Annotated in this window: 15 protein-coding genes and 1 tRNA gene; 10 read left to right on the top strand and 6 right to left on the bottom strand. The window is 59.8% G+C overall.

Annotation, left to right across the window (positions count from 1 at the left end; translation table 11 throughout):
• Nucleotides 1-2: 2 nt before the first annotated feature.
• Both M3P88_RS03385 and M3P88_RS03380 read left to right on the top strand, forming a co-directional pair.
• Entirely contained in the window at nt 3-635 is a 633-nt protein-coding gene (locus M3P88_RS03385) for a cysteine hydrolase family protein (RefSeq protein ID WP_249614633.1), read from the top strand.
• A 94-nt stretch (nt 636-729) separates the two neighbouring features.
• Nucleotides 730-1,098, top strand: a complete 369-nt coding sequence (locus tag M3P88_RS03380) for a hypothetical protein (protein WP_249614632.1) — start codon at nt 730-732, stop codon at nt 1,096-1,098.
• A 144-nt stretch (nt 1,099-1,242) separates the two neighbouring features.
• Here the strand turns inward: M3P88_RS03380 and M3P88_RS03375 are convergent, their stop codons facing one another.
• Together M3P88_RS03375 and M3P88_RS03370 are read right to left on the bottom strand one after the other, a co-directional pair.
• Entirely contained in the window at nt 1,243-2,355 is a 1,113-nt protein-coding gene (locus tag M3P88_RS03375; protein ID WP_249614631.1) for a response regulator, read from the bottom strand.
• Nucleotides 2,339-6,607 (bottom strand): PAS domain S-box protein, encoded by a 4,269-nt coding sequence (locus M3P88_RS03370; RefSeq protein WP_249614630.1) that lies wholly within the window; start codon nt 6,605-6,607, stop codon nt 2,339-2,341. Before M3P88_RS03370 ends, M3P88_RS03375 begins: the two co-directional genes overlap by 17 nt.
• A gap of 103 nt (nt 6,608-6,710) precedes the next feature.
• Here M3P88_RS03370 and M3P88_RS03365 point away from each other — a divergent pair, with 103 nt between their 5' ends.
• The 7 genes from M3P88_RS03365 to M3P88_RS03335 all read left to right on the top strand — a co-directional run bounded on the left by M3P88_RS03365 (nt 6,711) and on the right by M3P88_RS03335 (nt 12,569).
• Nucleotides 6,711-7,292: a uracil-DNA glycosylase family protein gene (locus M3P88_RS03365; protein WP_249614629.1), complete on the top strand. Its 582-nt coding sequence runs from the start codon at nt 6,711-6,713 to the stop codon at nt 7,290-7,292.
• 128 nt (nt 7,293-7,420) lie between these two features.
• The gene (locus M3P88_RS03360; RefSeq protein ID WP_249614628.1) at nt 7,421-8,821 is read left to right on the top strand and encodes an L-serine ammonia-lyase; all 1,401 of its coding nucleotides are present in this window, start codon (nt 7,421-7,423) and stop codon (nt 8,819-8,821) included.
• A 76-nt stretch (nt 8,822-8,897) separates the two neighbouring features.
• Nucleotides 8,898-8,973, top strand: a tRNA-Ala gene (locus tag M3P88_RS03355).
• A gap of 113 nt (nt 8,974-9,086) precedes the next feature.
• Nucleotides 9,087-9,803, top strand: a complete 717-nt coding sequence (gene rstA / locus M3P88_RS03350; RefSeq protein WP_249614627.1) for a two-component system response regulator RstA — start codon at nt 9,087-9,089, stop codon at nt 9,801-9,803.
• Nucleotides 9,804-9,806: 3 nt separating this feature from the next.
• Entirely contained in the window at nt 9,807-11,150 is a 1,344-nt protein-coding gene (gene rstB / locus M3P88_RS03345) for a two-component system sensor histidine kinase RstB (RefSeq protein WP_249614626.1), read from the top strand.
• 73 nt (nt 11,151-11,223) lie between these two features.
• Nucleotides 11,224-11,553 carry an acid-shock protein gene (locus M3P88_RS03340; protein WP_124736397.1) on the top strand — a complete coding sequence of 110 codons (330 nt, stop codon included), beginning with the start codon at nt 11,224-11,226 and terminating at the stop codon, nt 11,551-11,553.
• Nucleotides 11,554-11,774: 221 nt separating this feature from the next.
• Complete coding sequence (locus M3P88_RS03335) at nt 11,775-12,569, top strand: trypsin-like serine peptidase (protein WP_249614625.1); 795 nt, start codon at nt 11,775-11,777, stop codon at nt 12,567-12,569.
• A gap of 49 nt (nt 12,570-12,618) precedes the next feature.
• Here M3P88_RS03335 and M3P88_RS03330 read toward each other — a convergent pair whose 3' ends face one another.
• The gene (locus tag M3P88_RS03330) at nt 12,619-15,468 is read right to left on the bottom strand and encodes an adenosylcobalamin-dependent ribonucleoside-diphosphate reductase (protein ID WP_249614624.1); all 2,850 of its coding nucleotides are present in this window, start codon (nt 15,466-15,468) and stop codon (nt 12,619-12,621) included.
• Nucleotides 15,469-15,853: 385 nt separating this feature from the next.
• Here M3P88_RS03330 and rraA point away from each other — a divergent pair, with 385 nt between their 5' ends.
• The gene (gene rraA, locus M3P88_RS03325) at nt 15,854-16,333 is read left to right on the top strand and encodes a ribonuclease E activity regulator RraA (RefSeq protein ID WP_249614623.1); all 480 of its coding nucleotides are present in this window, start codon (nt 15,854-15,856) and stop codon (nt 16,331-16,333) included.
• Nucleotides 16,334-16,510: 177 nt separating this feature from the next.
• On the opposite strand, the gene M3P88_RS03320 is transcribed toward rraA, so the two are convergent.
• The 3 genes from M3P88_RS03320 to M3P88_RS03310 all read right to left on the bottom strand — a co-directional run bounded on the left by M3P88_RS03320 (nt 16,511) and on the right by M3P88_RS03310 (nt 19,496).
• The gene (locus M3P88_RS03320) at nt 16,511-17,068 is read right to left on the bottom strand and encodes a cyclase family protein (RefSeq protein WP_249614622.1); all 558 of its coding nucleotides are present in this window, start codon (nt 17,066-17,068) and stop codon (nt 16,511-16,513) included.
• A 143-nt stretch (nt 17,069-17,211) separates the two neighbouring features.
• Nucleotides 17,212-18,843 (bottom strand): NAD(P)/FAD-dependent oxidoreductase, encoded by a 1,632-nt coding sequence (locus M3P88_RS03315; RefSeq protein WP_249614621.1) that lies wholly within the window; start codon nt 18,841-18,843, stop codon nt 17,212-17,214.
• Between the two features lie 134 nt (nt 18,844-18,977).
• Nucleotides 18,978-19,496 carry a DUF2062 domain-containing protein gene (locus M3P88_RS03310; protein ID WP_249614620.1) on the bottom strand — a complete coding sequence of 173 codons (519 nt, stop codon included), beginning with the start codon at nt 19,494-19,496 and terminating at the stop codon, nt 18,978-18,980.
• Nucleotides 19,497-19,502 lie beyond the last annotated feature (6 nt).

Raw genomic sequence — 19,502 nt, 5'->3', positions numbered from 1 at the left:
GCATGATGCAACAGACACCCAAGCGCGCACTGATCGTGATTGATCCGCAAAACGAATACGTTACCGGTAACTTAAAGATCGAATACCCCGACGTTCAGCACTCGCTCGCCAATATCGGCCGCGCCATGGATGCGGCACACGCAGCCGGTGTGCCGATCGTCATGGTGCAGCAGTTTTTCCCGGCCGATTATCCGGTGTTTGCACGCGGCAGCGCAGGCGCCGACATCCACCCCTCCATTGCCAGCCGCCACTGGGATCACCTGATCGAAAAAGAAATGGCCAGCGCACTGACGCCGGACACCGGGCTGGCGGCGTGGCTGCGCAAGCATGAGATCGATACGCTGAGCGTCGCCGGTTATATGACCCACAATTGCGATGACTCGACCATACGCGCGGCCATGCATGAAGGCTGGAAGGTTGAATTCCTGCACGATGCCGCCGGCTCCCTGCCCTATAAAAATGCACTGGGTGCGGCGACCGCCGAAGAAATTCACCGCGTATTCACCATCGTTGCCCATACCGCCTTTGCTGCCGTCATCAGCACCGATGCGTGGATAGCCGCCATGCAAAAGGGCGAGCCACTGGAAATGGATAATGTGTTTCTATCCAACCAGCGGGCACTTGGCCGGCTTTAAACAGAAAATAGCGCGCAGGAACATTGCTGCCTTGCGGGAACTTGGCGCGCCTGCCAGACTCTCTGACTCACCATAGACTGAAAGAAAGAATGCCATGCGCCGCCTGCTGATACCCGCCCTGCTGATCCTGCCCTTGCTGTCAGCCTGCAGCGGCGAGCAGACCACCCAGTTGCAACAAGCCGCATCCAGCGCCATCGGTGCACTGGATGGCAATGACAAGCAGTCACTGGAGCAGTTGAAAAACCAGGCCAGTGCCGCCATCGGCGACGCCAAGCAACAACTGAAAGACAGCAGCGCACCTTTGGGACAACTCAAGCAGCAAGCCAGCGCCGCCATTGGCGTGGCCAAACGCCTGGGGGATGCTGCCATCATCCTCAACCCCGAGCTGAAAGGGCAGGTTGACGAGCTCAAACAGCAAGCCTCTGCCGTGAAAGAAGCGGCTGCGGCACTGCAAGGCAAGTAAAGCCAATCCATGCTTAAAAACGGCAGCCTGCAGGCTGCCGTTTTTATTGGCGATGCCCCGTCTTGCGTGGCTGTCACACAGATAGCCTGTATCGCAGCGAATCAACACCAGCTTGTGGCGGATATCGCCTTTTTACGCCGCCCGCTACTGCGGCGCATGATCGGCGAAGCGCTCGGCAATCGACTGGAACGCATCTTCACAGGCAGTAAAAGCCTCGACCACTTCGGGGTCGAAATGGTGGCCGGCACCATTGACGATAATGCCGCGCGCCACCGCATGCGGCAGCCCGGTCTTGTAAACGCGCCGGCTGATCAGGGCATCGTAGACATCGGCCAAGGCCATCAGTCGTGCCGACAAGGGAATCGCTTCGCCCGCGAGGCCTTGCGGATAACCAGAGCCATCCCATTTTTCCTGATGCGAATAGGCGATTTCCTTGGCGCACTGCAAGAAAGGCACGCGCATGCCCAAGCGTTCTTCGGCATGCACAATGGCATCGCGCCCCAGCGTCGTGTGCTGCTGCATAATGGCGAACTCGGCCGGCGTCAAGCGGTCAGGCTTAAGCAAGATGGCGTCGGGAATGCCGACCTTGCCGATATCGTGCAACGGCGCCGACTTGAACAGAATATCTATCATGCCCTCGTTTAGTTGTGCGCTATAGCGCGGATGGCGTGCCAATTCCGTGGCCAGTGCCTTGACGTAAAACTGGGTACGGCGGATATGGCCGCCAGTCTCGTTGTCGCGCGTTTCAGCCAAGCTCGCCATCGCATGAATGGCAACGTCCTGTATGGCCTGCACTTCGGCCGTGCGCTTTTGCACCTCTTGCTCGAGAAAAGTATTCTGGTCGCGCAAAAAATCGGCGGATGCCTTAAGCAAGAGATGGGTGGCCACCCGCGCCAGCACAATAGGCGGGCTGATGGGCTTGGTGATGTAGTCGACCGCACCCAGTTCGAAGCCGCGCGTTTCATCCTCCTGCCGTGACAAAGCGGTCAGGAAAATCACTGGAATATCGCGCGTCGCCGGGTTAGCCTTAAGCCGCTCGCACACTTCGTAACCGTCTATCTGCGGCATCATGATATCGAGCAGCACCAGTTGCGGTTGCGGTGTACTGTTCGCAATTTGCAGCGCTTTTTCGCCGCTAATCGCCAGCTTGACGCGGTAATGTGGCTGTAGCAGTTCGCTCATCAGCAACAGGTTATCCGGCGTATCGTCGACCACCAGCACCAGTGCGCGCGTATCGTTCTCACTCTTTGCTTGCATGTTTTTCCCCGTAAGCACTGGCCAGACGGCGCAAACAGCGACCCGCCTCGTCAAAATCAAAACTCGCCAGTGCAGCCGCCACCTGATCGACACCGCGACCCAATGCCTGGCGCAACTGTGGTGCCAGCGCAGTAAATTCGCTGCGCGCAGATGCGTCACTGCCCTCGATCAATGCCAGCAAAGACGCGAGCGCGGCTTCATCCAGTGGCGCAGCCGGCTCGGCCAAGCTTGCACTGGCGACATCCGGCAAGGTACTGGATACATGCTGACACAGTGCGGCCAAGGCCTCGGTAAACACCGTCAGCGCGCCCGCCCCCGCCCCTTTTTCGATGGCACTTTCCAGTTGCGCGGCCGCCTCTTGCAAAGCGTCCGCCCCCAGATTCCCGGCCACACCGCGCAGGCTATGCGCATGCAAACGCGCACGCGCGGCATCACCCTTCTGCAACGCCTGCGCGATTTCAGCGGCGGCACCCACTTCTTCACGGGCCAAGCGGTGCAACAGATCCAGATACAGCGCACTATTGCCACCGCAACGCCGCAGACCATCCTGCGGCGAAAAGCCCGCATAGCCAGCCAGTGGCGGAGATGCCGGGCGCGGCGCAAGCCAATGACTCAGCGTCGCGTATAAGCTGGCCGGCTCTATCGGCTTGGCGATATGGTCATTCATGCCGGCGGCCAGACACTGCGCCTTGTCGCTGGCCATGGCACTGGCGGTCATCGCCAGAATGGGTAGCTGCGCCATACCGGGCAAGGCGCGAATCGCACGCGTAGCGGCCATGCCGTCCATCACCGGCATCTGCATATCCATCAGCAGCAAATCGAATGGTGCCTGCTGCACGCGCGCAAGCGCCTGGGCACCATCGCCCACCACCTCGACCACGGCACCGACGCGCGCCAGCAATTCGGCCGCCACTTGCTGATTGAGCACATTGTCTTCGGCCAGCAAAATACGCGCGCCGGCCAGCGTCTTAGCCGTATCGGCCACCTCCTGCGGCAGCGCATGCTGCGTATCCGCAGGCGCACGCCCCAGCCAGACCCGCGCCCAGAAGGTACTGCCTACGCCTTCACGGCTGTCGACACCGACTTCGCCATCCATCAAGCTGGCCAAACGATGCGAGATGGCCAGGCCAAGGCCGGTGCCGCCATACTCGCGCGTAGTCGAGACATCGGCCTGCTCGAAAGGCTGGAACAGGCGCGCACGCGCAGTTTCACTCAGGCCGATGCCGGTATCGCTGACCGACAGCAGCAACGCCACCTTGTCGCCTCGCTCGCCATCCAGGCGCACGCGGATCACCACCTCGCCGCTGGCGGTAAATTTGATCGCGTTACCGGTGTAATTGATCAGAATCTGCCCCAGACGCAAAGGGTCGCCCAGCAGCATGGCCGGCACCTCGGGCGCCACCTCCAGACGCAGAGCCAGCTGCTTGCTTTGGGCACGCTCGGCCAGCATATTCTGTACATTGTCCAGCACCGATGCCAGCGTGAACGGCACCGACTCCAGCACCAGCTTGCCGGACTCGACACGGGAAAAATCGAGAATGTCGTTGATAATGGCCAGCAAATGGCGGCTGGAGAGCGCGATCTTGTCCAGATAATCGCGCTGGCGTGCAGAAAGCTCGGTTCCCAGCGCCAGATGGGTCATGCCGATAATGGCGTTCATAGGGGTGCGGATTTCGTGGCTCATATTGGCCAGAAAATCGGCCTTGGCCCGCGCCGAATCGCGTGCCGCCTCGCGGGCGCTGACCAGATCATTCACATCGACATTGACACCTATGGCGCGTAGCGGCAGACCGGCACTGTCGCGGATAATGCGCGCATTCACATGCAGCCAGCGCGCCGCCCCCGAGGGCAGCAAGATGCGCCAGTCATCTTCGAAATTGCTCTCATGCCCCTCCAGCGCGCTGACAAAATGGCGCATGGCTTCATCGCGGTCGGCAGGATGCAGCAAGGCCTGCCATGCGGCGAGCGTGCCGGAAAAAGTGCCCGGCGCCAGGCCGAACATCCGCTCAAGCTCAGGTGTCCAGTAATTGTGGCCACTGGCCAGATCCAGATCGAACACCCCGACCCGCCCGGCCTCCTGCGCCAGAGCCAGACGTTCATTGGCCTGACGCAAACTGGCTTCCATTTGCTTGCGTTCGCTGATATCGACAAACGTCCCCACCAGACCGCCGGGTTTGCCGTCGCTGCGGGCAAAGCCCGATACCCAGTACAGGGTGTCGTGTAGCTGGCCATCGGCATAGGGCATGGCCATTTCCGTCTGCAACTGGCCCAGCGTGCTGATCATTTCCTCATCTTCACGCTGATAGCGCAGCCGGTCAGCCTCGGGCAGAAAATCCAGCTCCAGCACGCGCTTGCCCACCAGACTGGCGCGCAAAACGCCGAATGCCTGTTCATAAGCGCGGTTAAAGCCGAGAAAACGGCTGTCTTCGCCCTTGTAGAACAAGGGGTAGGGAATGGTATCGAGCAAGGCGCTTTGAAATGCCAGCTGGTCATCCAGCCGGATGCGCGCCTGATGCTCGGCACTGACGTCGCGCACCGCCACACACACCACCCCCTTCTGCCCACTCAGTCGTGGCAGGCGACTCAGGCCCAGCTCGGCGCTAAAACGGCTGCCATCCAGACGCAGGGCGGGCAAATCCCGCCCCAGCACCGCGGCGCCGGCTTCACTGCTCAAACGCGCATACAACACGCCATATTCGCCGTCCAGCAAACTGGCCAGGCTGGTGCCAATCAGGCTGCCATCGGTGCAGGCAAACAAGGCATGTGCCCGCGGGTTGGCCAGTGTTATTTTTTGCTCATCGTCCAGCACCAGCATGCCGTCAGGCGCGGCCTCGATCAGGCTGCGATACCATGCTTCCGTCTGGCCAAGCTGTACTTGCTGTGCCTGCAGCGCCGCCGTCTGCTGCTCCAGCCGCTTAGCCTGCTGCTGCGTCGCCTCCAGCAGATAGCGCGATTTTTGCACCCGCTCGAGAATCTCCAGATTGAGCGCCAGCAAGGGCAATAAGGCATCCAGCAAGACTTGCTGGCGCACATTGAGCGGCGCGAGCAGCGACAATTCCAGCACCGCCAGCAGGCGCTGGTTCAGACACACCGGCAATATCCGTACTTGAGCGGGATGCATGGCGCCGGCCGCCCAGACGATGCGCCCTTCGGCGGGCAAGCTTAAAGTCAGGGGCGCACGATCCAGCGCACACTGGCCGACCAGCCCTTCACCATAAGCCAGCCTGTTTTTTACTTCGCCATCCGCCGCACGCCCATACGTCCCCACCAGTGTCAGGGCCTGCCTGTTTTCCCGATGCAGATACAACAGTGCGCCGCCCAAGCCCAGCAAGGGTGCAAGACGGGCCAGCATGCGCTGCGCCAGCTCGCTCAGGCTGGCCGACTGCTGCATCGCGCTGGCAATATGCGCCGTCTCCACCTTGACCCAGCGCTGCAACTCCATCACCCGGTACACATCGCGCAAACGGGCCAGATGCCGCGCCAGCACCCCGCTTTCATTTTGCAAGCCCAGCGCCGGAATCGGCGTATCCAGATGCGCGTCGGCAATGGCTGCCATGGCCTGAGTCAGGGCATCCAGCGGCCGGCGTATCGCCCGCGTCACCCACCATGCACAGCCCAGCAACAAAACGGCCGCCAGCACAAACCACAGCAAGGTCGCACGGACTTCTTGCCGGTAATTTTGCATCATGCCGCGCCAGGTATCGCCGGCGCGCACATCATCCAGACGGCGGATCTCACTTAGCGTGTCATCCAGTTGCTGCTCGGGGCTTTGCGAAGACGTCAGCAAGGTCAAAGCCCAGGCTTCATCGCTGCGTCCGCGCTCTGCCAGCGCCAGCACCGTGCTTCTTTGTGCCATAAACTGTTCGAACTGCACCTGCGCCGATTTTGCCAGTGCCGGAACGGTGTGCGCCTCTTGGCCTAAACGACCCAATGCCTGCAGGCTAGCCAGCACGCGCGCATCGCTGCGTATCAGCGCCTGCTGCAAGCTCGCGCGCAGGGCGGCATCCGGTTCCATAATGATGTCGCGTAGCAGTCGCCGCCCCAGAAGCACCTCATAGCGCGCCTCGGCCGACAATTGCGTACTGCGATAAAGCTGCTGATAAAAGTCATCCGACAGGCGTGCCATATGTGCAAGGCGCGGCAAGGCGGTCAGACTGGCGCCGGCCAGAATCAGCAAGGCCATGCAAGCGAAGGCAAGCATGTATTGCCAGATCGTGCGGTTGGCGGAAAAACGCTGCAGGGCTGGCCACATACCGGGATGATCCATATCAGGGAAGCGGGTTGTCCTTCCTTTATAGGAAAAAATGCCATTCAAAAATACAAAACAAGGCAAAACAACAAAAGGCATAACAAACATGCGCAACTCACTGGATGAACTGCTACTGCGTATCCGCGCCTGCCGGGCCTGTGAGCCATTTCTGCCGCTGGGCGCACGCCCGGTAGTTCAGGCCGCATCCGCTGCACGCATCCTGATTGCAGGACAAGCACCGGGGCTGAAAGTCCATCAAAGCGGCATTGCATTTGACGACGCCTCGGGCGAACGCCTGCGCGACTGGATGGGTATCCCGCGCACGCTGTTTTATCAGCCAGGCACGATTGCCATCGTGCCGATGGGGTTTTGTTATCCGGGCAAGCAAGGCCATGCCGATGCGCCGCCCCGGGCAGAGTGCGCGCCCTTATGGCGCCTGGCGTTGCTTGAACAGCTGGGCAGTATCCAGTTAACGCTGGTCATCGGCCGCTATGCGCAAGTCTGGCATTTGGGCGCGAAACAAAGCCTGACCGAGGCGGCACAGGCATGGCGCGAGCATGCGCCGGGGCTGTTTGTCCTGCCCCACCCCAGCCCGCGTAACCGGCCCTGGCTTGCCCGCAACCCCTGGTTCGAAGCCGAAGTCGTGCCGGCACTACGCCAGGCCGTCGCGCGGGTACTGGCGGCGTAAGCGGACAGTGCAAATAAAGCGCGGACAATGCTTGCGTATTGGATACAGGCTCTTTAAAGTGCGTCCGACCATTTGCGAGCGCGCACTTGCACCTAAAAAAGCGCAAACAACAATAAACGGAGATATTTATGGCTATCAGCGTGTTTGATCTGTTCAAAATCGGCATCGGCCCATCCAGCTCCCACACCGTGGGACCGATGCGCGCGGCGCGCACCTTTGTCGGACGCTTGCAGCGCGACAAACTTCTGGCGCGCACCGCCATGGTCAAGGCCGAAATGTTTGGCTCGCTAGGCGCCACCGGCAAGGGCCACGGCTCGGATATCGCCGTTCTGCTGGGCCTGTCCGGCGAAGAGCCGCAGCTGATCGATCCGGACACGGTACCGGCCAAGTTGGCCCGCATCCGTGAAGGCAAACAGATCAATCTGATGGGCAAGCACCCGGTGCGTTTTATCGAAGATGAACACCTGATCCTGCACAAAAAAGCCAGCCTGCCCTACCACCCGAACGGAATGACATTCGAAGCCTTCGACAACCAGGGTGTCTTGCTGTCCAAGCGCGCCTATTACTCGGTCGGTGGCGGTTTTGTCGTGGACGAGGCCGCTATCGATGCCGGCTTCACCCCGCCCGGGGCCGCCAGCCTGACCCATCCGTTTAGCAGCGGTGCCGAATTGCTGGCGCTATGCAAAACCCACAATAAATCGATCAGCCAGATCATGCTGGAAAACGAGCTGGCCTGGCGCGACGAAGCGACCATACGCGCCGAGCTGTTAAAGATCTGGCAGGTAATGCAGGCCTGCGTGAGCAAGGGCTGCGAAAGGGAAGGCATCTTGCCTGGCGGCATGAAGGTACAGCGCCGCGCCGCCGCCTTGCACCGCCAGTTGCTGGCCGCGCCCGAGGCCGCACTGCGTGACCCTTTGACCGTACTGGACTGGGTCAATCTGTATGCGCTGGCCGTCAATGAAGAAAATGCCGGCGGCGGGCGCGTGGTCACCGCGCCCACCAACGGCGCCGCCGGCATTATCCCGGCCGTCATGCACTACTATGCGCGTTTCGTGCCCGGCGCCAACGACGACGGTATCGTGCGCTTTTTGCTGACGGCCGGCGCCATCGGCATCCTGTTCAAGCTGAATGCGTCGATCTCGGGTGCCGAAGTCGGCTGCCAGGGCGAAGTCGGCTCGGCCTGCTCGATGGCCGCCGGCGCGCTGGCCGAAGCCCTGGGCGGTACGCCGGAGCAGGTGGAAAACGCCGCTGAAATCGGCATGGAACACAATCTGGGGCTGACCTGCGACCCGGTGGGCGGACTGGTACAAGTGCCGTGCATAGAACGCAATGCCATGGCCTCGGTCAAGGCGATCAACGCCGCACGCATGGCGCTCAGGGGGGACGGCAAACACTTTATCTCGCTGGATCGGGTGATCCGCACCATGCGCGACACCGGTGCCGACATGAACAGCAAGTACAAGGAAACCGCGCGTGGCGGCCTCGCCATCCACTTTATCGAGCTGCCGGTCAATATTGTCGAGTGTTAAGCCGCAACAGGGCTTGACGAACGAGCCGGTGGACTTTATAGTGCGCCCTGTCACTGCAACACAGCGCAGCGGATACGGGGGTATAGCTCAGTTGGTAGAGCGCTTGCATGGCATGCAAGAGGTCAGCGGTTCGATCCCGCTTACCTCCACCAGAATTAAAAAAGCCGAAGCAGATGCTTCGGCTTTTTTGCGTCCGGCAAGCCCCTCTTGGTTACAGGCCTTGCAAGCATTAAGATGGCGTCATTCACTATTGCGGTGCCAGGCCATGCCCCACTCCATCCTGTTTGTCGAAGACGATGCCGAACTGGCCGAACTGATCGCCAGCTTCCTTGCCCGCCACGACTTGAATGTACAGATAGAAGCACGCGGCGACACGGCACTGGCGGCCATTGCCGCCGCCCAGCCGGATCTGGTGCTGCTGGACATTATGCTGCCCGGCAAAGACGGCTTAACCATCTGCCGCGAACTGCGCCCGGTCTTTGATGGCCCCATTGTGCTGCTGACTTCGCTGGATAGCGATATCAACCAGATTATGGGGCTGGAACTGGGTGCCAACGATTACATTCTCAAAACCACCCCGCCCTCCGTCTTGCTGGCCCGCCTGCGCAATCATCTGCGCCATGCACGCGGCAGCACGGCAAGCCCCCCGCCCCCATCCGCCAATCCCGGCCATGGCCGGCTGGGCTTCGGCCAGCTACTGATAGACCCGCTTAGCCGCGATGTCAGGCTGGACGGGCACGGCATCGTCCTCTCTACTTCGGAGTTTGATCTGCTATTGCAACTGGCCCAGCATGCCGGCAGTCCGCTTAGCCGGGAAACCCTGCTGCAGGCAACGCGCGGCGTAGGCTACGATGGCCTGGATCGCAGCATCGATGTGGCCATCTCGCGCCTGCGCAAAAAACTGGGCGACAACCCGGACGAGCCGTTTCGCATCAAGACGGTGCGCAACAAGGGCTATTTATTCGTTCCTTCGAGCTGGTAAACCATGCGCAAGCTCTTTATCCAGTTCTACTTGCTGCTGATAGGCTGCTTTCTCACTGCGGTGGTACTGGTCGGCTCCATTTACGAGCAGGCGGTCGATAAGGTCGGAGACCGCTACCTGACTGACCTGCTCTCTACTTCCTTGTCGCTGATCAAGACCGAACTAAAAGGGGTTGCGCCGGAGCGATGGCAGGCGACACTGGCCGCCACCGATCACCCGCTATCATTTCCGGTCAAAATTGAGCGCATCGGCAACTATTCACTAGGCCAGACCGAACTGGATGAGCTGGCCGCCGGCAATATCGTCATGCTGGAAGACGACTCGCTATTTTTACAAAGCCTGCCGGATCCGGGCTATGTGCTGGTTGCCGGACCTTTACGTTATTTGTTGTTTTTACATCAGCTCAAATGGCTGGACTATGCGCTGATCGCCTTTATTGCGCTGTCGCTGGCGGTGCCGGTGTTTTTATGGATGTACCCGCACTGGCGCGACCTGAATGCACTGGAAAACGCGGCGCGGCGCATGGCACACGACAGACAGGATGCCCATGTCTCGCTGCGTCCGCGCTCCGGTGTCTGGCGTTTGGGCCAGGCATTCAACCGCATGGTCGACCATATCAATACCCTGCTGGCCAGCAAGAAAATGCTGACCGATGCCGTAGCCCATGAACTGCGCACCCCGCTTGCCCGATTGCGCTACCGTCTTGCCCTCTTGGACGGAGACAGCCAGAGCAAGGTGTATCGCGCCATGGAGCAGGATCTTGACCAGATTGATGCGCTGATAGACGAATTGCTGCTGCATGCCCGTCTGGATCAGCCCCAGCACCAGATACAAAACCAGGCACTGGATACCGTGCCTTGGCTGCGCATGCACATGAACGATATTCAAGCCCTGGCACCGGATCTTGCCTGGCAACTGGCGGCGGATGCCCACACCCCGATACAGATAGAAGCCGACCCCCACCTATTGGGACGCGCGCTGGACAATTTGCTGGTCAATGCCAGCCGCCATGCGCATGGCCAGATCCGCGTGCAGCTACAGGAGCGCGCAGATAGTTGGACTCTCATGGTCGAAGATGATGGTCCGGGCATCGCCAAAGCCGACCGCGAACGCGTATTCGAGCCCTTTGTCAGGCTGGATGCCAGCCGCAGCCGCCACACCGGCGGACACGGGCTGGGCCTGGCCATCACGGCCGGCATTGCCAAAGCCCACGGCGGGCAGATACATATCGACAGCAGCGTACTGGGCGGGGCGCGCTTTAACCTGAGTTGGCCACGCAACGGCAAATTACAAATGGTTACAAAGCGTCACCAATCACACACAGACGACATATCCCTCTCTCCGTAACATGCAGCACATGGAAACGCCGCAATTCTGCGGTCGCAACTGCTCACTGCCACCCGTCTCAGGAGAGATACACATGAAAAAACTGTCCGTACTCGCTATTGCTGCCGCTTTCGGTCTGGCCTCCACCGCCGGTTTCGCCAGCGAAACCAAAGCCGCAGCCGCACCGGTTGTTGCCGCCAAAGCTGCAGCACCTGCCGCCAGCGCCAAGCCGGTTGCCCTGAAAAAAGCGGCCAAGCCAGCCGCCAAGCCAGTGGTTGAGCAAAAAGCTCAGGCTGCCAAAAAGAAAGTCGTTAAAAAAGCCGCCGCCCCTGCAGCGGACAAGGCCGTAGAACAAAAGGCTCAGACCGCCAAGAAAAAAGCCGCCAAGCCCGCTGACAAAGCAGCCGCTTCCGCTGCCAAGTAATATCTGAGTGTGGGGATGTAATAAACAGGGTGCTACGGCACCCTGTTTCTTTTGGCCACACCCAAGACATACTGATATTTTTGAGATGCGATGCCGGCTTTTCATGTACCAACCACCCCTCCTCGTCAGGCTCACGCAAAGCAAAAGACATGGGCAACGTGCCTTAAGCTGACCGCTGTTTGAGCGTTTTAACGCCAGCAAATATTTTGGTAGAAGCTTTGATGAAACGCTTGTTGGTTTTACTGGCTGCGCTTGCCCTGAATACGGCCTACGCGGATAGCGCCAAGCAGCAGCACGCCCTGTTTTTCGGCAAGGATGACCGGGTCAAAATCCGCCCGCATGCCCAGCCTTGGCGCGCCATCGGCCAGATAGAAACCGCCTCCGGCCAGATCTGCACCGCTAGCCTGATCGCAGCCGATCTGGTACTCACCGCCGGCCATTGTTTTTTGAATGAAGCGGGCAAATTAGATGCGGCCACCTTGTTCAGCCTGGCTCTGGATGGCGAGCAGGCCGCCATTCGCGTGCGCCCCGCCCGCGTTTATGTTGCGCAGCGCCTGTTTGACGGCATCAAGATCCGCGCAGACGGCATGATCATCGCCCCCGAAGTGGCTGCCCTGGATTACGCCTTTGTCAGGCTGGCACAGCCCTTAGCCCCACACTTCAAACCGCTGCCGGTATTTCAAGGATCCAGCCAGGCACTGCGTGCGGCCTTGCAAGGCAAGCATTGGCGCGTTTCGCAGGCGGGCTATCCGATAGACGACGACAGCCACTTAAGTGCACACCTGAACTGCCGCGTCAGCGCCCAGCTATCCGATGGCCGCTTAAGTCATCAATGCGACACCCTGCCCGGTGACAGCGGCTCGCCGCTGCTGCTTATGCATGGCGAACAGGCAAGCATCATCGCCATCCAGAGCTCCGCGCCCGATGCCGCCCATCGCGCGCAAGCCGACAATATGGCGCTGAGCACCCCTGCTTGGCAGGCTGTACTGAAAAAACTGCAGCGCCGTCGGCACTAAACGCAAAAAACCCCGCACAAGGCGGGGTTCTCGCAGCAAGGGGGCAGGTTTAACCACAAGCACCCACATGACCGCAGGCAGTGCAGAATTCGCAACCGTCTTTCTTGATCAGCGCGTGGTTGCCGCACTCAGGGCAAGCCTTGCCGGCCAGCTGTTTCATTGTACTGCCGGCTTCAGCCACAAACAGATCGCTCTGCTCGGGCACCATCACACCCATTTCTTCGACCGGCACGCCTTCTTCGGTCAGAATGCCCAGCATGGCAAAGCGGTGGATCAGCAGACGCGCCACATAGGCGATGGTCGACGGCCAGCTTTGCGACTTGTCCAGCCCCGGAATGCGGGCAAAGAAGTCTCCCTGCGCTTCGGCGTACGACATCAGTTTGCGCAGCTTCATGCCGATCCAGGCCGGATCGATCACGCGCATATCGAGGCTGAGCATCTTGCACAGGCCATCGAATTCGCTCGGATAATTGCCTGCCAGCCACATCGAGTAAGGACGGCGCTGGCCATTAGGCAAGACCAGCTCCTTCACGAACAGCACAAAGTCGTCGCCGGTTTGCGGGTTGACGATATCGACCGACCAGCTCATGGTGCCGTCGGTGCCGGATTTCGGCTCTTTGCGGGCAAACAGCGCATCCATGACCGGTGTCGAGTCCCCGGCTTCGGCTTCCAGTGCGCCCAGTTGCATTACGCGATGCTGCACCACCTGACCCAAGGCCGCCGACGCCGAGGTGGCGTAAATCATTTTTTCGCCCAACTCGAAAGCATAGCGCTTGTCGCCACTGGTGCGGGCCAATACGTCCAGCTTGGCCGCCAGCCAGGCACGGTCGCGGCAACGCATATCCATGGACAGGGTTTTGGCAATCGCGCCCAGACCACGCTGCTCTTCGGTCGCATTCACCCAGCACTCGAACGGGCTGCTACGGCCGTTTTCCACATGACCGACCACCACGGCAAAGTTGCCGGATGCGCCTTCGACCATATAGGTCCACGACGGATTGCCCTCTTTCATTTTCGGGCGGTGCGGCCACTTCAGCGAAGCCAGCGCCGGGCTAGGCGCGGTATTCAGCGTGATGCGGCGATCCGGATCCCCGTCCTGGCTCGCCGACAGGTCTTGCGGCGTTTCCTTGGTTGGCTCGACCGATAGTACCGAACCGATCACGCTGTTCGGGCGATAGGTGGTAATACCCTTCAGGCCGGCCTTCCAGGCTTCGAGGTAAAGGCTCTCGAAGTCGGCAAACGGGTAGTCGACCGGCACATTGACGGTCTTGGAAATCGCGGTATCGATAAATGGCGCAACAGCCGCCACCATCTGCATATGGTCCAGCGCACCCATGCTCATGGCCGAGACGAAATAGTCCGGCAACTGGTCGGTGTCGCCACCTAGCATGCGGTAAACGCGGTAAGCGTGGTCTTCCACCACATAATCCTGCGTCGTGCCGTCGGCCATGCGCTTCTTGCGGGTATAGAACCACGAGAATGGCGGCTCGATACCATTGGAGGCATTGTCGGCAAACGCCAGCGAAATGGTGCCGGTCGGCGCAATCGACAGCAGGTGCGAGTTGCGGATACCGTGCTTCTTGATGCGCGCCTTGATGGCATCCGGCAGGCGGCTGGCGCAATGCGGCGCGGCCAGATACTTGTCGGCATCAAACAGCGGGAAGGCACCCTTCTCGATCGCCAGATCAACCGAAGCGTCGTAAGCGGCATCGCGCATCGCTTCGGAAATCTTGGCGGCAAAACGGCGGCCTTCGGCGCTGTCGTAACGCACCTTGAGCATAATCAGCGCGTCACCCAAACCGGTAAAGCCCAGACCCACGCGGCGCTTGGATTGCGCTTCGTTTTCCTGTTCCTTGAGCGGCCATACGGTCAAATCGAGCACATTGTCCAGCATGCGCACCGCCATGCGCACCACTTTCTCGAACGCTTTGAAGTCAAACGTCGGCTTGTCGCCAAAAGGCTGGCGCACGTATTTGCACAGATTGACCGAGCCCAGATCGCAGCAACCATAATCCGGCAAAGGCTGTTCGCCGCACGGATTGGTCGACTCGATCACTTCGCAGTAGCTGAGGTTGTTGTCCTGATTGATCTTGGACATAAACAGCACGCCCGGCTCGGCGTGATCATAGGTGGAAACCATGATCTGGTTCCAAAGATCGCGCGCACGCACGGTGCGGTACACCCACAGGCCGTCTTCGCGCTGATAGTTGCCGGGGAATGCATCGGAAGCCGGCTCGACCGCATGGGTCAGCGCCCACTCGCCGTCGGCATCGACGGCCTGCATAAAGGCATCGGACACACCCACCGAAATATTGAAATTCTTCAGGTCGCCCTGGTCTTTGGCATGGATAAAGTCTTCGATATCCGGATGGCTGACATCGAGCACCCCCATCTGGGCGCCACGACGGGCACCGGCCGACTCGACCGTCTCGCAGCTGCGGTCAAACACACGCATATACGATACCGGGCCGGAAGCGCGGCTATTGGTACCCTTAACGCGCGCGCCTTTAGGGCGGATGCGCGAGAAGTTGTAGCCGACACCACCGCCACGGCGCATGGTCTCGGCCGCCTGCAACAGCGCCTCGTAAATGCCGACCTTGCCCAGTTGCGGCTCGGACACCGAGTCGCCTACCGGCTGCACAAAACAGTTGATCAGCGTGGCTTTGAGATCGGTACCGGCGGCGGAGTTGATGCGCCCGCCCGGGATAAAACCGTTATCCAGTGCTTCGAAAAACAGCGGCTCGAAACGGGCAGGCTCTTTTTCCAGCTGCGCCAGTGCGCGCGCTACACGCTGGCGTACCTGGCTTACCGAGGTCTCGCCGCTCTTGGCGTACTTCTCCAACAACACTTCACGCGAGATGTCCTGCTCAGCCATCAAGGCCACATTTTCCTGTTTCACCGCTACCCCTCCCATTCACCCGCAATATCAATATATACGCACTCGGCGCGCAGTATGACACAAGCTGTTGATGATTTAAACGTTGACAAACCGCTCAAAACAGCCATCAGCAACGATTCATTCCGGCCGTCAAAATTCGGCAAGGGCGCGAGTCTCGCGCAAAGCACCAACGGGGGCAAGGGAAAACCCGGTGGAAAAACTGTGGATAAAACCAGACACCCTCCGCCCAGGCCAGCCATGCCGCGCCCTAGCTGGAATAGGCGAAAAAAACGACTGCTTACGATCAGATGCCCATTTATAAAAAATGGCCACCCAATGGCTATGACATGTAGGATTAACCTATCTAACACATCACACCCTCTTCCCGACACAGGACACTTAAGCCATGAACTTTCTGACTACGGATCTGTACGACGCCAACGAAGGCCAGGTACAGGTGATGCTGCCCCTATTGCAAAGCTATGGCGGCCGCCCACGCTTTTTCGGGCAAATCGTCACCCTCAAGCTGTTCGAGGACAACACGCTGGTGCGCGAAGTACTGGGCACACCAGGCGCAGGCAAGGTGCTGGTCATAGACGGCGGCGGTTCGCTGCGCTGCGCACTCTTGGGTGACCAGATAGCCGAACTGGCCGTGAAGAACCAATGGGAAGGGGTGGTGATCTGGGGCTGCATCCGCGACTCGGTCGCCATCCATCAGCTCGACATCGGCGTGCGCGCACTGGCAACGAATCCCAAAAAATCGGTCAAGCGCGGCGAAGGTCAGCAAAGCCTGACGCTGTGCTTCGGCGATGTCAGCTTCACGCCCGGCGAATGGCTGTATGCCGATGAAGACGGCGTGTTGCTATCGCCCACTCCGCTTCTCTGATTGGGCAGTACCCCGCAGCGACAGAGGAGCACTCCGCGACGAACGGCCGAATTCAGGCGATGCTAAAGCCGTACAACACCGCGTAGTGCTGATCAAAGGGATAGTGCGCAGTTTACGCAGCACGTGATAGCCGTACTCACGTGCACCCAGAAACTGGTGCCGCGTAACGATAAGGAACTAGCGATACAAGGCAATGACTTCGCAGCGCTTCCCTGTTGACAGGGAAGCCATATCAATACTGATCGACAGACTAATCAGCCCGGCACAAATCTCGCGATTCAGAAACACGTTTTCAATCACGAAACAACCACTGGCTTCGCATTTCTTATCGAATGCGATATGTTGCTCACCATGCAGGCCAATGCCATAGCTATCGACAAGGATAAATGCGGGCCCCATCTCCAACAACTGCTCTAGCACACGCTCTTCCAGACAAGTCAGCATCTTGCCGTAGGCCGGGGCACCATAACCGTTGCGCTCGACATTGGCCGTATACAGCACCAATGCCCGCCCCTGCAAATCAAGCCCGGCCAGAGCCCCCGCCTCAGGCATACCCTGCGTACAGTCGATTACGACCGCATCAACCTCGTAACGGCTGGCATCCGGGCTGCGTTCATAGCAGTCTATGTGCGTCCCAATATGCCCAAATGCACCAACTGAGTCAGATTGCCTTTTGGCCCACTGGTAGGCAGGATGACTCTCTCCAACCTCAAGACTAATACACTCTGTTTTCAAAATACCCTCCGGGCGACCCACAACGGGTCTCACAAAAAAGTGCCCTGATTGCGGAATCAATCCGCCTAACCACCAGGGCAGTAATAACGACAGACATTCCCGGGATGCGAGCAAACCCTGCCAAGGGCGCCAGAAAAACCGCTTTAAGCCACCGCAGGCCCAATACCAAGCATGTCACAAGCCAGCGCTTCGGCCACCTTGATGCCATCCACACCCGCCGACAGGATGCCGCCCGCGTAGCCTGCACCCTCGCCCGCCGGATACAGACCCTTAACGTTCAGGCTTTGCAACACGTCATTACGCTTGATGCGCAAGGGGCTGGAAGTGCGCGTCTCGACCCCGGTCAGCACCGCATCATTCATATCGTAACCGCGGATCTTCTTGGCAAAGGCCGGAATCGCCTCGCGCATGGCGGCAATCGCATAGTCGGGCAAGGCGCTGGCAAGATCGGTCGGCGTGACCCCCGGCTGATAGGACGGCGTGACCGAACCCAGCGCGGTCGATGCCCGGCCGGCGATAAAGTCTCCCACCAGCTGCGCCGGCGCATTGTAGTTGCTGCCGCCCAGCACATAGGCGCGCGACTCCAGGTCACGCTGCAGACGCATACCGGCCAAGGGATCGCTACCCGGAAAATCCTTAGGCTCGATATTGACCACCAGGCCTGCATTGGCATTGCGTTCGGCGCGCGAATACTGGCTCATGCCATTGGTCACCACGCGGCCCGGCTCGCTGGCTGCGGCCACCACCTGCCCGCCCGGGCACATGCAAAAACTGTATACCGCACGGCCATTGCTGGCCTGATGCACCAGTTTGTAGTCGGCCGCACCCAGCATTTCATGGCCGGCATACTTGCCCCAGCGCACTTCATCGATCAGCTTTTGCGGGTGCTCGATGCGGAAACCGACGGCAAACGGCTTTTGCTCCAGATAGACGCCGCGTTCATGCAGCATCTCGAAGGTATCGCGCGCACTATGGCCCAGTGCCAGTACGATATGGCGCGAAGCAATCTCGTCGCCGTTTTCCAGACGCAGGCCGCGCACCTGCTTATTGCCATCCGCCATCTCGTCCAGCAGCAAGTCGCTGACCTTAGCCTGAAAACGGATCTCGCCGCCCAGGCGTTCGATCTCGGCGCGCATCTTCTCGACCATGCTCACCAGACGGAACGTGCCGATATGCGGGCGGTTGACATAGATGATCTCGTCCGGCGCACCGAAACGCACAAACTCCTCCAGCACCTTGCGCCCCAGATGGCGCGGGTCCTTGATCTGGCTATAGAGTTTGCCATCCGAAAACGTACCGGCGCCGCCTTCGCCGAACTGCACATTCGATTCGGGGTTGAGCTTGTTATTGCGCCACAGGCCCCAGGTGTCCTTGGTGCGCTCGCGCACCTTTTTGCCGCGTTCAAGCACCACCGGCTTGAAGCCCATCTGCGCCAGCACCAGCGCGGCAAAAATGCCGCACGGACCAAAGCCGACCACCAGCGGGCGCTCGGCCAAATCCTCCGCTGCCTGACCGACAAACTGGTAGCGCATATCCGGCGTCATGCCTATATGCGCGTCTTTGGCAAATTTTTTCAGCAAGCGCTCTTCGCCGGCCACCGTGATATCAACGGTGTAGGTTAATGCCATCACCGAGCGGCGCGCATCGAAGCTGCGCTTGTAAACGATAAAATCCTGCACATCGCCCGCGGGCACGCCCAAGCGGGCAATAATGGCGTCACGCAAAGCGTGTTCGGGATGGTCAAGGGGGAGCTTGATTTCAGACAATCGCAACATGGGGAATCGGGGTCCTGGGCTGGGCGCACACTACGGCGCAGAAGCCATTACAAATCAACAAGGTGCGCATTGTAAGAGAGGCAGCGCTTTCGCGGTAGCCGCCAAAGGAAAAAACCCCGTGCGCAAGGCCGTGTTCAAAGCGCCTGCCGCCGCGCTTTGCGCCGCTGCCAGGCCCAGGCCGAACTCAAGCGCCACAATGTACTCACCGCCAGATAGACCAGAGGCGCCAACACCAAGGCAATCAACACCAGCCCCAAGAGCAAAGGCTTACCCACACCGCTCAAATCCGACCACCAACTGGCGTCACCACTAAACGGCACCCCGGCCCCACCCTCGTTACCCAGCAAAAAATTGCCTAAGCGATAAGCCAGATAATAAATGGGTGCGAAGGTGAGCGGATTGGTCACCAGCGTAGACAAAGCCGCCGCCGCCACATTGGCGCGCAGGGCAATGGCCGCCATCACCGCCAGAAATATCTGGGCAAACGGGGTCAGCAGACCGAAAAACACGCCCAGCGCCATACCCAGCGCCACGCTGTGACGGCTCAGATACCATAACTGCTCCCGCCCAAGCCAGGGCGCAAGCCAGCCCAAACCTTTGCGCTGGCGCAGGCTTTGCGCATCAGGCAACAGACGGCGCAACTGTTTTTTCACGAACAC

This window comes from Craterilacuibacter sp. RT1T, assembly GCF_023502145.1.
GTDB lineage: Bacteria > Pseudomonadota > Gammaproteobacteria > Burkholderiales > Chromobacteriaceae > Craterilacuibacter.
The sequence above is the reverse complement of the archived record's forward strand: the minus strand, read 5'-3'. Positions and strand labels throughout refer to the sequence as shown.

Coding starts and splice junctions, on each gene's coding strand:
- M3P88_RS03315 (WP_249614621.1), bottom strand. CDS start 18,843: ATGTTGCGATTGTCTGAAATCAAGCTCCCCCTTGACCATCCCGAACAC.
- M3P88_RS03365 (WP_249614629.1), top strand. CDS start 6,711: ATGCGCAACTCACTGGATGAACTGCTACTGCGTATCCGCGCCTGCCGG.
- M3P88_RS03340 (WP_124736397.1), top strand. CDS start 11,224: ATGAAAAAACTGTCCGTACTCGCTATTGCTGCCGCTTTCGGTCTGGCC.
- M3P88_RS03370 (WP_249614630.1), bottom strand. CDS start 6,607: ATGTGGCCAGCCCTGCAGCGTTTTTCCGCCAACCGCACGATCTGGCAA.
- rraA (WP_249614623.1), top strand. CDS start 15,854: ATGAACTTTCTGACTACGGATCTGTACGACGCCAACGAAGGCCAGGTA.
- M3P88_RS03375 (WP_249614631.1), bottom strand. CDS start 2,355: ATGCAAGCAAAGAGTGAGAACGATACGCGCGCACTGGTGCTGGTGGTC.
- M3P88_RS03385 (WP_249614633.1), top strand. CDS start 3: ATGATGCAACAGACACCCAAGCGCGCACTGATCGTGATTGATCCGCAA.
- M3P88_RS03335 (WP_249614625.1), top strand. CDS start 11,775: ATGAAACGCTTGTTGGTTTTACTGGCTGCGCTTGCCCTGAATACGGCC.
- M3P88_RS03380 (WP_249614632.1), top strand. CDS start 730: ATGCGCCGCCTGCTGATACCCGCCCTGCTGATCCTGCCCTTGCTGTCA.
- rstA (WP_249614627.1), top strand. CDS start 9,087: ATGCCCCACTCCATCCTGTTTGTCGAAGACGATGCCGAACTGGCCGAA.
- M3P88_RS03360 (WP_249614628.1), top strand. CDS start 7,421: ATGGCTATCAGCGTGTTTGATCTGTTCAAAATCGGCATCGGCCCATCC.
- rstB (WP_249614626.1), top strand. CDS start 9,807: ATGCGCAAGCTCTTTATCCAGTTCTACTTGCTGCTGATAGGCTGCTTT.